This is a genomic window from Commensalibacter sp. M0355 (assembly GCF_016101365.1).
Lineage (GTDB): Bacteria > Pseudomonadota > Alphaproteobacteria > Acetobacterales > Acetobacteraceae > Commensalibacter > Commensalibacter melissae.
Genome location: NZ_JACFQQ010000003.1, coordinates 1 through 14,040, shown reverse-complemented (window position 1 = coordinate 14,040; position 14,040 = coordinate 1). Strand labels below are relative to the sequence as shown.

The window sequence follows — 14,040 nt, the reverse complement described above, 5'->3', positions numbered from 1 at the left end:
AAATATGTTAAGACTGATGAGAGTTGAAAGAAATGGGTGCACTCACATGAAGACCACATTCCTTCGCTTCATCATGTTCCCACCACCAGCGTCCAGCTCTGAAATCTTCGCCAAGAGTGATGGCGCGAGTGCATGGTTCGCAGCCAATACTGACAAAAAAATGATCATGAAGCGTATTGTAGGGAACGCGATATGTTTTAACGTAGTACCACACATCTCCATTTGTCCAGTCAAGTAAAGGGTTTAGCTTTACTTCAGGTTGATCATTCCCTTTGTTTTCAGTTTCAACCGCTTGAAGATTGGCCCGGAAATTTGATTGTTCCTTGCGTAATCCTGTAATCCAACCTTTATAGTTTCGTAAAAGGTCGGTCAGGGGGACCAGTTTTCTGATGTGACAACATTCTTTACGAAGCTCAGTTGATCGATAAATCGCTTTTTCACCATTTTTTTGAACATAATTCTGGATTGTTCTTTTGTTTGGATAGTAGCTTTTTATTTTTATACTATAATGAATTTCAGCTTGTCTTTTTAAGGCTAGCGTTTGAGGATGCAGTTTTAGTGTATCCAGCATGGAAACCTGAATGGGTAAATCAAGCTGATGGATAAGATCTGTGATTACCATATCTTCCACCCCTAAACTGGTTGCCTGAACCAATGGTGAATAATCCCGATTTATTTTTTGCAGGAATGATCTTGTTTGTTCCAGCTTCTGTTCATATTGCTCGCTTGGATGTTTGGAATAGAATTCAAGTGGTGTCATCGTAAACTGTTACCTAAGTTGATATAATAATTCTGTTATTAGGAATTTGAAAAAGATGCGGTTAGAAATTCTGGTGTTAATGACTAAACAGGATAATCTGCAATAGGGGGCTGATCCATGGTAAAACTATTCCTCAAATTACTTTAATTAACTGTAAAATATAGAATATTTTCAATTTAAGCAATATAATTTGTATTATTTAAGTAAATAAAGTCAATTAATAACTATAAAATATTGTATATTTTATTTGTAATTTATTGATTTATATATAAAATTTATAATTTCTTTGTATATATTCATATTTCAAAATCTAAAATTGGCTTAAAATAAATAATTTGGCCTTTTTTTAGATTATGAATTTTTGGAATTGTTTTTGGAATTTGGGCTTCAATGTGAGAGGTGCATTGTTGAGGTTTTAAAACTAGTTTCATTAAAGCACCAAGGGGTCGTATATCAATGACTTCTGCTGGATAGTATCCTATAGGGGATATATCGTTAATTTGTATATCAATTTCATAGGGGCGAAAATTAAAGCTTTTTTCCCCAATACGTAAATTATTCGAATCGCCCAAAAAATTATAGACAAAATCATTGGCCGGATTATTGAGGATTTCAATCGGGGAGCCAGTTTGTTCAATGACACCCCTATTCATGATGACAACACGATCAGCAATTTCCATGGCCTCTTCCTGATCATGCGTTACAAAAAGGGTTGTCAGTTGAATTTCTTGATGAAACTGGGTTAGCCAACGTCGTAATTCTCTTCGGACCTTTGTATCAAGAGCGGAAAAAGGTTCATCCAGTAATAGAATTTTGGGATTTATGGCTAGGGTACGGGCCAGGGCAATTCTTTGGCATTGTCCGCCGGAGAGTTCATGTGGATAATGATTGGCCACATGTTCAAGTTGTACCATTTCCAGAAGAAATTGAGCTTTTTTCGTGATCTCTTTGGGGGAAAGCCGTACTTTTTTTGGTTTAATGCGTAGACCAAACGCAATATTGTCAATAACTTTCATATGTGGGAATAAAGCGAAATTCTGGAATACATACCCAATATGTCGGTTACGAATATCTTCCTTGCTTATATCCTGGTTTTCAAAAAAGATTTTTCCCGAGGTGGGTAATTCCAAACCTGCAATAATTCGTAACAGGCTTGTTTTTCCACATCCCGATGGTCCTAGGAGTGCAACAAGCTCACCTTTTTCAATGGTGAGGTTTATATCATTGAGTGCATGATAATGATTGAACCATTTATTGAGATGAGATATCTGAATACCCATTTTAACTATTTCCCTTCTTTTGGGACGGTTTAAGTTGTTTCTCACACCAATATCTTAGAATGAGAATGAATAGGGCCATGATAAGAAGGAGAATGGAAATACTGAATGCGGCCGCGGCATTATATTCATTATATAAAATCTCGATATGAAGGGGTAAGGTATTGGTCAGGCCTTGTATATGGCCTGAAACAATTGAAACTGCACCAAATTCTCCCATGGCACGGGCGGTACACATAACAATACCATACAGAAATGCCCATTTGATGTTGGGAAATGTTATTTTTTTAAAAATTTGCCATCCTGATGCCCCTAACAAACGGGCGGTTTCCTCTTCTTGATTGCTCTGGGTTTGCATTAAGGCGATCAAAGAACGTGCGATAAAGGGAAAAGTCACAAAAATGGTTACAAGAATAATTCCTGGAATTGCATAAATAATTTGTAAGTGATAATGCATTAAAAGAGTATGTAAAATACCTTGCGATCCATAGAGTAAGGTATAAATCAAACCTGCAATCACAGGAGAAATGGAAAAAGGCAGATCGATGAGGGTTAAAAGTATATTTTTCCCTTTGAAATCATATTTGCATAAACACCATCCAGCCATCAGTCCGAAGATTCCATTGAAAAAAACGGCGCAGGAAGTCGCTATTATTGTTAATTTTAGTGCCGCCAGGGCTTCTGACGAAGTACAGGTGACCCAGAAAAAGACAATACCCTTGCCTAAACCTTCAATTAGAATGATAGAAAGGGGTGCGATAAAAATAATTAAGAAAATGAGCCAAGTAATAAAGATAAGGCTGTTTTTTTGCCAATTTACAAAAGGTTTGGAGGAATGAAGGGGCATTTATGTATTCCTCTGAAAAATATTAAAAGGGGAAAGCTGGGATGTGGATAGAATTAGGCGGTAAGGTTTAAAATGTCTTTGGAACAGGTTGAAAAAAAATAATAAAGAAAAAGAAACCAGCAACATTAAGAGACTGATTACAGTGGCACTCGTATAATCAAACTGGTCAAGTTTTGATACGATTAAGATAGGTAAAATTTCCGTTTTGTAAGGAATATTCGCGGCAATGAACACAACGGAGCCATATTCTCCCAAGCTTCTTGCAACAGAAAGCGAAAAACCGGTAAGCCATGCAGGAAATAAAATGGGGAGAAAGATATATATAAATGTTTGTAAACGGGTTGCACCTAGTGTGTAAGCCGCTTCTTGTAATGAGGGGGGGAACTCTTTTATAACGGGTTGCAAGGTTCTGATTACAAAGGGAATTGTAACGAATATGAGGGCAAGAATAATTCCCAGGGGTGTGTATGCAACCTTGAAGGGTAAAATTGTACCGAATAAACCGTTGGGCGCATATAAGTCCGTTAATGCAATGCCTGCAATTGCAGTAGGTAATGCCATGGGAAGATCAATCATTGAATCAATTATTTTTTTTCCCTTGAATTCGTAACGCATTAAATTCCAGGCCAAAAAACCGCCCAGGATAGAGGACAGTAAAGAAGCGCAGAAAGAGGTGTAAAAAGAAAGTTTTAATGCGCTTAATAAGCGTTGATCGGTTAAGATCATGACAAGCTGATGACTATTGATATGGGTGCTGTAAAGAATCAGTCCAACCAATGGTAATAAAACGATAAAGGACAACCAGAAAAGACTGTATCCAAAACTAAGCCAAAACCCTGGAAGAATTGAATATCGGGAAAAATACATAATTTTTTCCTTATGGCTTTATTGATTAATACTGTGAATGATTTGGTCAAAAATGGCATGATCCTTGAAAAACTCTTGGTTAATCTCTGCCCAGTTTTTGAAGAAATCATTGACCTTTAAAAGGTGAAGGGAACGAAACATGATGTAATGGGATGCAATACGTGGGTTAATGGGACGATAATAATTTTGAGCGGCAATTTTTTGACCTTCATCGCTGTAAAGCATAAGTAAATAATCTTTTGCTACTTCCCTTGTTTTTTTTTGGTCAATAACAGTATCGATGAGTGCAACGGGGGGTTCCGTTAGGATAGATGTGGATGGGGTTATTACCTCAAATTGTCCTGCCCCTGATTCACGGGTTGCCATATAGGCCTCATTCTCCCAAGAAATAAGTACATCTCCAATGTTGCGTTGGGTAAATGTAAGACTGGCGTTCCTTGCCCCGGTATCAAGTATGGGAACATTTTTATAAAGCTGTTTGACAAAATCATAGGCCTCTTGTGGATCATGATTTTTGGTATAACTGTAAAGCCATGCAGCGAGAAAATTCCATCTTGCCCCACCAGAGGTTTTTGGATTGGGGGTAATTACAGCAATGTCAGGTTTGACAAGGTCATTCCAGTCATGGATATGCCTGGGATTACCTTTGCGAACAAGAAAAACAATGGTTGATGTATAAGGAACACTATGATTGGGGAAATTGTCCTGCCAGTTTTTGGTCAGCAAGGGGTGATATTTATTGATTGCATCAATATCTCCGGCAAGAGCTAGTGTGGCAATATCGGCTTGCATACCGTCAATAATGGCCCTGGCCTGCTTTCCTGAACCACTATGGGATTGGTATATTATGACATCCTGACCTGTTTTCTGTTTCCAGTAATGTTGAAAAAAATGGTTATATTGATGAAAGAATTCTCGTGTCGGATCATAGGAAGAATTCAATAGAGTTATGGTTTTAGTACGGGCGGTGGATGTTGTGACGGCAAAAACTGCAATAATCAAAGCTATATATAAGTTTAATGTTTGAGTAATATATCTGAATAAAAACATAGGGATATGGCTTTGAAAGGGGAATAATTACTTGCGTAAATGTGAATATGAACTATTTTAACAAAAAATAAAAGTTAATTTTTAAAAATTATAATAAATTACTTTTTTATAAAGTATTTTAAATCTGTGTAAATATAAATTTTTAGATTTATCTAGAAGATAAATTTGATGACATTAAATTTTGATATATATATCAATTATTTCTTTTTTACAACAAACTTCAATTTTCGCGAAAATGTTTGTTTTATAATTTTAGGGATCAATATAAAATACATTTTATATCATTATCATCATGTTGCCGCCAATTTAAATAATGATTATTTAGATTAGTATAAAATTTAGATTAATTTTATATGTTTTATAAAAATGAATAATATATCAATAACGCTTAACAAATTTATCAAATTATCAGTAAATTGGTTTGTTATTACTGTTTTTTTATCTTCAATTTCATCAATATTATTAATATTAGAATTGGTGTTGTTGTCAAAAATCATTACTTCAATCATATTTTATAAAGCGAATATTTCTTTTGTTGATAACGAAGTTATTTATTTTATATGTTGTGTATTTTTTCAAATTTGCACCAGGTCTGTTTCTGATATTACTGGCATAAAAGCGGCATTAAAAATTACAAAAGCCATAAGGTTGGAGATTTATCAATCACTGTTTAGAACAGGTCCAATTTCCTACAGTCATATTTCTTTGGGGGAAATGGTTAACAGCCTAACAGAAGCCGTCGATAATCTGCTTCCCTATTTTGCACGCTATATCCCCAGTGCCGTGATGATGGTCATATTGCCCCTGTTTATTTTGGCCACTGTTTTAAACTTTGATATTTGGGGTTTTGTGATTTTGTTATGTACGGGTCCTTTAATTCCGTTTTTTATGGCTTTGGTTGGATATACGGCACAGGTGATTATGGATAGACAATGGCGGCAGTTATCCCTGTTAAGCGGAAACTTTTTTGACATGTTGAAAGGGTTGAAGACCTTACGGTTATTTGGACGGGCTGGTGAAAGTCTGAAATTTATTGAAAAACTTTCAGATGAATATCGTAAAACAACGCTGTCAGTTATGAAGGTTGCGTTTTTAACGTCAGCAGTGTTGGAATTTTTTTCAAGTTTATCAATTGCAGTTGTCGCTGTGACATTTGGTATTCGTTTGTTAAATGGAACCATGCATTTTCACTCTGCTTTTCTTGTCCTGTTATTGGCGCCAGAATATTTCATGCCTTTACGAGACTTTTCATCGAGTTACCATGCCAGACAAAATGCAAATGCAGCCATGGATCAATTAAAAAAAATATATAGTTTACCAAAATTAATTAAATTTTCTTATCAAAATAAAAGAACAGATACATGTATTAGGGAAATCATTCTCGATCATGTAACGGTTAAGAATAAAGAAAATATAAATTTAGTGCAGGATATCACTTGTACATTTTTAAGAGATAGGCTCAATATTATATTTGGTCATAGTGGTGCTGGAAAAACGACGTTATTAAATATTCTACTTGGTTTTTTACCTGTACAATCAGGCAAGCTTAAAATGGTTGATTTAAAAAACCAGTCGCAATATATAAATATGGTTGATATTGCCTGGGTTCCTCAAGAACCTTTATTGCTATATGGGACGATTGGGGATAATTTATCCCTGAAAGCTTTTGAACCTTCTCTTGAACAATTGTGTAGTGTAGCCAATCAAGTCGGTATTTTGTCTTTTATAGAAACCCTACCACAGGGTTTTGAAACTCATATAGGGGAGGAAGGGCAGAATTTATCGGGTGGACAAATAAGACGCCTTATGTTGGCACGAGCGCTGTTAAAAAATCCAGATATTCTGATTCTTGACGAGCCCACTTCCGGGTTGGATCAAAAAAATGCCTTGCAGATTATTCAGACTATTCAACTTCTTAAAAAGGGCAGGATTGTTATTGTGGCAACGCACAATCCCCTTTTAATCTCTTATGGTGAGGTTTCTGTACAAATAGATCGGGGACAACTGCTTCATAATTCAAGGGTTGGTGGCAAGTCGTTATGAATTTTAATTTTTCTTTTTTTCAATTGGTTAAACCGATTAAATGGCATTTAATGCTGGGTCTATTTTTATCTTGTATCGCGGCCCTGAGTAATTTTGGGTTGCTGTTTTTATCAGGATGGTTGATAGCTAGTGCAGCCATAGTTGGATTAACCGGGATTATTGCCGTTCAGGCATTTAATATTATTGTTCCAGCCTCAGGGGTCCGTTTTTTTGCCATAACACGGATTGTGACACGATATTTGGAACGTGTGATCACGCATGATGGCGCATTAAGGGTTATAAGCCTGGCAAGAAAAAAGGTTTATGAATGTCTGATCCCCTTAACACCTGCAGGACTTGTGAATAAAAGAGGGGGTGACTTGCTGGGACAATTTGTTTCCGATTCAGAAAATATAGCAAATTATTATACTGATGCATTGCTTCCATTTATTCGGGCTTTATGTTGTGGGATTATATTTATTGTTACCTTTTATTTCTTTTTGCCTGTGGCGGCTTTCTCCTTGGCCATAGCTTTTATCATGGCAGTCGGTCTGGTTTCTGTTGGAGTTTACGGTTGTTCATACAAGTATATTTGTCATATTCTTGAATCAAGAAACAATTTACAGGCTGATCTAGGTGAAACTCTGCGTCATTTTGGTGAATTATATATTTTTAAGGTTATTGATCAGTATTTTAAAAAAATTCAGACTGCTCAGAAATCTATTGATCAAAGCAGATTGATGCTGGATTGTATTGAAAGTGTGGCCAAGTCATTAATTACATTTATTATGATGATTTGTGTTATTGCCGTTTTGTTTCAGGCCAGTAATGCTCATCATGATATAGGACTGAATGCAGCTGAAATTCCCATGTTGGTTTTGGGTGTAATGGCAGCTTTTGATGTTATACTTCCTTTACCACAGGCTTGTCATGCTCATATAAAAGCACGCCTGGCACAAAAACGGTTACAGATTCTATCAAATGCAGGGAAAAAGAAACAAAGCAGTAGGGTCATCAATTCCGTATCCTCTTCCACCTGTCTCGTATTTGACAAAGTTCAATTCAGTTATCCCCATAACCCAAGAATGATTTTACAGAATGCATCTTTAACAATCAAACAAGGTGATAAAGTGGCGATTATTGGCGAGTCCGGGACTGGTAAAAGTAGTTTGATCAATTTGATTTTTTCGTTTTATCCAATCCAGGCTGGAGAAATTAAGTTTGCCGGTGAAGCTGTCAAGAATTTGAATACGGATAATTTATCTTCTTTTATCACTGTTGTTTCCCAGGATTTTCATCTTTTTTCTGGAAGCATCATGGATAATTTTAGATTGATTGTACCGGATGCAACTGAAAATGAAATTTATGATGTGTTAAAAATTGTGCAACTTGATGATTTTGTTAAACAACTACCAAAGAATATTCACAGTCATATAGGCAATAATGCAATAGAATTGTCGGGAGGGGAGGCAAAAAGATTGGCTATTGCTATTGCTCTTTTACGTAAAACCCCCTGGCTGATTCTTGATGAACCAACAGATGGTTTGGATCAGCAAACAAAATATACAATGATGCAGGAATTATTGAAACTATATGCTGACAAAACTCTAATAATCATTACTCATGAAACAAGTATATTGTTTTTAATGAATCTTGTTTTTTCGCTGGAAAATGGATGTTTTAATAAAGTTATCATGGATGACTATAAAAAATAATCTTAATTTCAAAATTAAATTACACGAATATTTTACGTATAATTACATTTTTTTATCAATCGATTTTAACAAAACATGTTATAAAGAACTAATATTATTTTTAGCTGTCTGATAATGTATCCAAAACGGAAAACTGAAGAAAAAAGCATAGATAGGGCTTGTAACTATACAGCACTGACAGTTTTATTTTTCTTTGTTTTTCATTTATTCACTACGCCCCTGACATTTACGAAAATATGGCATTGCCCAATGCATAATGGGCAATTTGCGCCAAAGGCCATGATGCATATGCAACATATGAACAGTATGTTGGGTATGAATAACGCCATTGTGCCAATGGATGAGAAAATTTCCTCTTCTCACGGTTCAACTTCTCATTCAAAACAAAAAGGGATACTTTTCTGTCTTTATTGTAGTATTTTTTGGTTGCCAATATCGATTGTTAATTATGAGCCTTTATTACCTTCGATTTTAATATCCATTATTTCATATTTATATCGGATATATCTTGCTAAGGCTCCACTCAATATTTTTTACAAGGCAAATGGGGCAAGAGCGCCTCCATTTTATGAAACATATTCATAAGTAAAATATTCAAACAATATTTGTGTTTGGCTATTATAGAAAACACCTCGTTGATAAAATAGTTTATAAAGCAATCAAATAATCATTCTTTTATTTGGTACAGGGTTTTTTGTTGTCTTTTTCTATGATTTTCTATTTTAGCCAGATATTAGACTAGAACATTTTTTTGAAAAAATGAAAGTTATATAAAATGGATGGGATACACCTTCTGGTTGTAAATCTTTCCCGCTTTCAGTTTGCTTTGACAGCTTTGTATCATTTCATGTTTGTTCCTTTGACACTGGGTCTAACATTTATCTTGGCTGCCATGGAAACTGCCTACGTCATTACTGGTAAAGAAATTTACAAGGAAATGACACAATTCTGGGGAAAATTATTTGGTGTTAATTTTGCGATTGGTGTCGCAACAGGATTAACCATGGAATTCGAATTCGGCACGAACTGGTCAATGTATTCAAGGTTCTTTGGCGATATTTTTGGAACACCTCTTGCGATTGAAGGTTTAATGGCCTTCTTTATGGAATCAACATTTATTGGACTAATGTTTTTTGGATGGGACCGGTTGAGCCGTGGTGCGCATCTGGCAATTACCTATCTTGTCGCATTGGGGTCAAATATTTCCGCCTTATGGATTTTAGTGGCAAATGCGTGCATGAATATGCCTGCAGGGGCTCATTTTGATCCAGAGACCATGCGATTAACCTCAACAAGTTTTGTTGCTCTGGTTTTCAATCCTGATGCACAGGCAAAAGCTGTACACACTTCTGTGGCAGGATTTGTAACCGCATCAATGTTTGTAATGGGGATCAGCGCATTTTATTTATTACGTAAACAGCATCGTGAATTTGCCGCACGTTCTTTTCGTATGGCCGCATTATTTGGAATTATTTCAACAATTGCAGTCATAACGCTTGGGGATGTCCTTGGCCGATTGGACTATATGCATCAACCGACAAAAGTTGCTGCAATGGAAGGATTGTGGGAAACAAGCAAACCTCCTTATGAACCATGGATTTTATTTGGTATTCCCGATGATAAAAAGCAGACAAACTATCTGGAGGTTGGAATTCCTTTTGTTTTAACCCCTTTGTTAACCCATGATTTTACAACCCCTATTCCTGGTGTTAAGGAATTAAAAAATCAAGCGGTTCCAAGAATTGAGTCGGGTATAAAGGCGGTAGCGGCTTTAAAACGTTATGGGGAAGGCCATCGACAGGTCGATCTTGATATATTTAAGGCTCATCAAAAAGATATGGGATATGGTTTTCTGGCAAGTCAATATGCTCCGGATCAGGATATAGCAAAGATTACGTCAGAGTATAAATCGACTATTATTGAAAAAACTAAGAATGATATTGTCCCTAATGTCTTTGTTACATTCTGGGCCTTCAGAATTATGGTTTTCCTTGCAATTTATTTCTTTGTCATTTTTGCCATGGGATCATATGTAAGTCTGAAAAGACAAATTGAAAAAAACCGTTTGTTTTTAAAGATAATTACATGGTCAATTCCGCTTCCTTTTATTGCATCCGAGTTCGGTTGGATCACAGCAGAGGTGGGAAGACAACCATGGTCCGTTTATGAAATTCTGCCGACAGTTGTTTCTTCGTCAACACACAGTGCGGGATATATGGTTTTTTCCTTGATTGGCTTTTTATTATTTTACAGTGTATTTATTGTCGTGGAATTTTATTTGATGTTTAAATTTGCTCGACTTGGGCCGGTAAAATATCAAGATAGGGATTCTTTGTCGAAAAAAGTGTTTACATATCAAGAAGGCTGGGGAGATTGATATGGAGTATTATGTAATTCTCAAATTAATCTGGGCAACATTATTATGTATCCTGCTTATTGGATTGGGCCTGATGGTCGGTATGGATATGGGTGTTGGTATGCTTCTTCGTGTTGTTGGCAAAAATGATGTTGAGCGTCGTACAGCCCTTAATATTATCGGACCCCATTGGGAAGGGAATCAGGTATGGTTTATTTTGGGAGCAGGTGCCATTTTTGCTGCTTTCCCGACCTTGTATGCCACGGCGTTTTCTGTTTTCTATGTTGTTATGGTTTTACTGTTGTTCAGCATGATTTTGCGACCTGTAGCTTTTGAATTTAGATCAAAAGTTGATGCAAAATTATGGCGTTCGAGTTGGGACTGGATTTTTTTGGTTTCTGGTTTCTTTCCAATGTTTGTCTGTGGAGCAGCCTTTGGTAATATCTTGCAAGGTGTAGGATATCATTTCATTTGGAATGGACAGTATTTTCAAGATGAATCTTTCTGGAGTTATCTGATTAATCCATTTGCTGTTTTATGTGGTTTATTATCGGTTTCGTTAAGTATTTATCAAGGTGGAGCCATGTTGATGATACGTGGTGAAGATCCCATTTATTTACGGGCAAAAAAATATGCCACTATTGCAGGGGTGATTGCGATAATATTATTTGTGTTGGGAGGATTATGGATTACGCAAATTAAAGGATTTGTTTTAGTCAGTGGTCATCCTGCAATGCCTTCAAATCCATTATTTGGTCAGAATGTTGCATTATATAAAGGGGCCTGGTTACATCATTTTTATGAACATCCAATTTTATGGGGATTACCTTTGCTGGGTGTTTTATGCATGTTACTGGGAACATTAATGGTTAAATCTGATAGACCTGTTGCTGCCTGGTGGATTGGGCTTGGTTCCTGGATTGGTGTTATTGGTACGGTTGGGGCTGCCATGTTTCCGTTTTTTATGCCTTCAACAACAATTCCAAATCAAAGTCTGACAATATGGAACAGTTGCGGTAGTTTATATGGACTAATTTGCATGGCTGTTGTGGCTTGTCTTTTTGTGCCCATCATCCTTTCTTATACGTCATGGTGCTTTTATGTCATGCGGGGTAAGGTTAAAACTTCCAATATCATAAATGATCATCACAGTTATTGAATAATAAGGTGTTATTATGTCTACATTTCTACGTTTCACTGGACTAGGCCTAGTTTTAATAGTCGCATTATTAATCGCTGTTTTTGTGGGTGATCAGGGACCTTGGTATTTTGCATGGTTAATTGGTACAGTGATGATCATTCTCATATCAGTGGCAGGGGCCGTTTTATTTGATGCCCAATCAGATTTACGTGATTCAACAGGAGAATTCTAATGGGTGGTTATCTTGAATTAATCATATTTTGCGTTCCTTTTATTTATTTGGCTGTTTATTTGATATTTTATTTTATTACTAAAAGAATTTTTCCCTAATGTAATAGATGTATTTTAAATAACAAAGCCGAGAAAAATATTTTTCTCGGCTTTGTTATTTAAAATAATTAAGTGATATATTAAAATTTGTAAATGAATAATATTGATAAGTTAATTAACTAAGGCAAATAATCCCTATTCAATCAATAAGTAATTAATTAATTTCTTATTATGATTAATTAGTTATTTTACAATAAAGTTGGTTAGGATTATATATGTCTATTCAAAGACCTGGAAAGCTTTTCTCCTCTAAATGGGCAGAATATGGTGATCGCTTTAATATCGAAGATACTGGGGCTGATTATCAAAATGGACGTGCGGATATTGAAAAAGGTTTTCCAAAACAAACTATGATTTCTGCCCTGAAAGGTGGCGTTCCACCCTGGGGACAGGATCATAACGGGATTTTATACCAGATTACAGAGGCTATACAGTGGATGCAGGCGGGAGGTCTGCCAAGTTTCAACCAGGATTTTTGTAATAAAAACAATGGTTATTCAAAAGGAACCATCGTGCAGGGGGATGATCCAAACAGGCCTTGGGTTTTATGGCAATGTTTGGAGGATAATAACAGATTTAATCCCAACCAGAATAAAGTTAACATAATCAACCCTCAAAACGGTTGGATACGATATCCTGTGATTTCAGAACGAGAGGGTAATACTTTATATTATAGTGATGATGGTAAAATGCTAATTGCATCACCTACGGTTATTACTGAGGTTTATGTATCATCTACTGAAGGGAATGATAATACTGGTGATGGGACAAGAAACAAGCCATTTTTTTCAATTACAAAAGCTATATCTGTGACGCCTGATGGAGGGGGCATTACTGTTTATTTAAAATCTGGGGATATATTTAATTTGTCTTTGAATGGAGTTCCATATGTAGAACCTGAAAATGAATGGATTGGATATGATATAAAATATTTTAATGTTGGATCAAGATATATTACATTCCAATCCTATGGAGATGTATTTTACGAAAATGCAAAAAATGAATTGACCAATAATGGTCAAGATTCAGGCTGGGCTAATTCATTTATAGGTATTACAAGACCAATTATTCATTTATTATGGAATACAAAAGCTGTCGGGCAAAAAATAAATTTTGTTTATATGTATGGTTTTACAGGGCAATATGATCGCTATAAAATTGTATTCAATGGAGTTGAGTTTATAATACCAGATATAGATAATTTAAATGATTCTTCTTTACCAATGTGGACTACTTTCTTAAATCAAGGAGGTGATTTTGTATTTGCTGGATGTGTATTTGGTCAATTGCCTATAGGAAATTTACATCCAATTATTGGAGGTGGTGCGGCCGCTCCAATGCGAGTATCTTTTACATATAGCATTTATTTCGATACAAGTATTGCGGAAGGCGCATTTTTTAGTTGGGGAACAGGAACATGGGATCTAGATATTACAGAAGATAGAGTGGCAGGTCAAAAACTTAGTGGTTTTCCTAATTTTGAACTTATAGAGTCTAATGGTATTGCTTTTCTTAGTCGAAATAGTGCATTTTGTAATTCTGTTCAGATCATCAATAATCCTGCTCCCTCTTATAAGAATTTGACGACGAATTTTCAAATAGATATGGATGGTTAGCGATGTATTTAATGCGAACGTTTTTTTTGAACAGCTATTGTGTATACCAGGTACTGAGA

12 protein-coding genes are annotated in these 14,040 nt (G+C 35.7%); 7 read left to right on the top strand and 5 right to left on the bottom strand.

Annotated elements, in window-relative coordinates:
- Positions 1-7: 7 nt before the first annotated feature.
- The 5 genes from H3T44_RS05930 to H3T44_RS05910 all read right to left on the bottom strand — a co-directional run bounded on the left by H3T44_RS05930 (position 8) and on the right by H3T44_RS05910 (position 4,801).
- Positions 8-760, bottom strand: coding sequence for a phosphoadenylyl-sulfate reductase (locus H3T44_RS05930; protein WP_198185157.1), 753 nt, complete (start codon positions 758-760; stop codon positions 8-10).
- Between the two features lie 296 nt (positions 761-1,056).
- Positions 1,057-2,040: a sulfate/molybdate ABC transporter ATP-binding protein gene (locus tag H3T44_RS05925; protein WP_198196579.1), complete on the bottom strand. Its 984-nt coding sequence runs from the start codon at positions 2,038-2,040 to the stop codon at positions 1,057-1,059.
- A gap of 1 nt (position 2,041) precedes the next feature.
- Entirely contained in the window at positions 2,042-2,884 is an 843-nt protein-coding gene (locus H3T44_RS05920) for a sulfate ABC transporter permease (protein WP_198185159.1), read from the bottom strand.
- Positions 2,885-3,751, bottom strand: coding sequence for a sulfate ABC transporter permease subunit CysT (gene cysT, locus H3T44_RS05915; RefSeq protein ID WP_198196578.1), 867 nt, complete (start codon positions 3,749-3,751; stop codon positions 2,885-2,887). It abuts the gene before it with no gap.
- A gap of 18 nt (positions 3,752-3,769) precedes the next feature.
- Positions 3,770-4,801 (bottom strand): sulfate ABC transporter substrate-binding protein, encoded by a 1,032-nt coding sequence (locus tag H3T44_RS05910; protein WP_198196577.1) that lies wholly within the window; start codon positions 4,799-4,801, stop codon positions 3,770-3,772.
- A 366-nt stretch (positions 4,802-5,167) separates the two neighbouring features.
- Between H3T44_RS05910 and cydD the strand changes: the two genes are divergently transcribed.
- The 7 genes from cydD (at position 5,168) to H3T44_RS05875 (ending at position 13,981) form a co-directional block, all read left to right on the top strand.
- Entirely contained in the window at positions 5,168-6,844 is a 1,677-nt protein-coding gene (cydD, locus tag H3T44_RS05905) for a thiol reductant ABC exporter subunit CydD (protein ID WP_198196576.1), read from the top strand.
- Positions 6,841-8,538 carry a thiol reductant ABC exporter subunit CydC gene (gene cydC / locus H3T44_RS05900; protein WP_198196575.1) on the top strand — a complete coding sequence of 566 codons (1,698 nt, stop codon included), beginning with the start codon at positions 6,841-6,843 and terminating at the stop codon, positions 8,536-8,538. Before cydD ends, cydC begins: the two co-directional genes overlap by 4 nt.
- Before the next feature lie 114 nt (positions 8,539-8,652).
- Complete coding sequence (locus H3T44_RS05895; protein WP_122122862.1) at positions 8,653-9,123, top strand: hypothetical protein; 471 nt, start codon at positions 8,653-8,655, stop codon at positions 9,121-9,123.
- A gap of 190 nt (positions 9,124-9,313) precedes the next feature.
- Positions 9,314-10,915 carry a cytochrome ubiquinol oxidase subunit I gene (locus tag H3T44_RS05890; protein ID WP_198196563.1) on the top strand — a complete coding sequence of 534 codons (1,602 nt, stop codon included), beginning with the start codon at positions 9,314-9,316 and terminating at the stop codon, positions 10,913-10,915.
- Position 10,916: 1 nt separating this feature from the next.
- Positions 10,917-12,053, top strand: coding sequence for a cytochrome d ubiquinol oxidase subunit II (gene cydB / locus H3T44_RS05885; protein WP_198196561.1), 1,137 nt, complete (start codon positions 10,917-10,919; stop codon positions 12,051-12,053).
- Positions 12,054-12,069: 16 nt separating this feature from the next.
- The gene (locus H3T44_RS05880) at positions 12,070-12,267 is read left to right on the top strand and encodes a hypothetical protein (RefSeq protein WP_110439310.1); all 198 of its coding nucleotides are present in this window, start codon (positions 12,070-12,072) and stop codon (positions 12,265-12,267) included.
- A 313-nt stretch (positions 12,268-12,580) separates the two neighbouring features.
- Positions 12,581-13,981, top strand: coding sequence for a hypothetical protein (locus H3T44_RS05875; protein ID WP_198196559.1), 1,401 nt, complete (start codon positions 12,581-12,583; stop codon positions 13,979-13,981).
- Positions 13,982-14,040: the final 59 nt, after the last annotated feature.

Coding starts and splice junctions, on each gene's coding strand:
- H3T44_RS05930 (WP_198185157.1), bottom strand. CDS start 760: ATGACACCACTTGAATTCTATTCCAAACATCCAAGCGAGCAATATGAA.
- H3T44_RS05925 (WP_198196579.1), bottom strand. CDS start 2,040: ATGGGTATTCAGATATCTCATCTCAATAAATGGTTCAATCATTATCAT.
- H3T44_RS05920 (WP_198185159.1), bottom strand. CDS start 2,884: ATGCCCCTTCATTCCTCCAAACCTTTTGTAAATTGGCAAAAAAACAGC.
- cysT (WP_198196578.1), bottom strand. CDS start 3,751: ATGTATTTTTCCCGATATTCAATTCTTCCAGGGTTTTGGCTTAGTTTT.
- H3T44_RS05910 (WP_198196577.1), bottom strand. CDS start 4,801: ATGTTTTTATTCAGATATATTACTCAAACATTAAACTTATATATAGCT.
- cydD (WP_198196576.1), top strand. CDS start 5,168: ATGAATAATATATCAATAACGCTTAACAAATTTATCAAATTATCAGTA.
- cydC (WP_198196575.1), top strand. CDS start 6,841: ATGAATTTTAATTTTTCTTTTTTTCAATTGGTTAAACCGATTAAATGG.
- H3T44_RS05895 (WP_122122862.1), top strand. CDS start 8,653: ATGTATCCAAAACGGAAAACTGAAGAAAAAAGCATAGATAGGGCTTGT.
- H3T44_RS05890 (WP_198196563.1), top strand. CDS start 9,314: ATGGATGGGATACACCTTCTGGTTGTAAATCTTTCCCGCTTTCAGTTT.
- cydB (WP_198196561.1), top strand. CDS start 10,917: ATGGAGTATTATGTAATTCTCAAATTAATCTGGGCAACATTATTATGT.
- H3T44_RS05880 (WP_110439310.1), top strand. CDS start 12,070: ATGTCTACATTTCTACGTTTCACTGGACTAGGCCTAGTTTTAATAGTC.
- H3T44_RS05875 (WP_198196559.1), top strand. CDS start 12,581: ATGTCTATTCAAAGACCTGGAAAGCTTTTCTCCTCTAAATGGGCAGAA.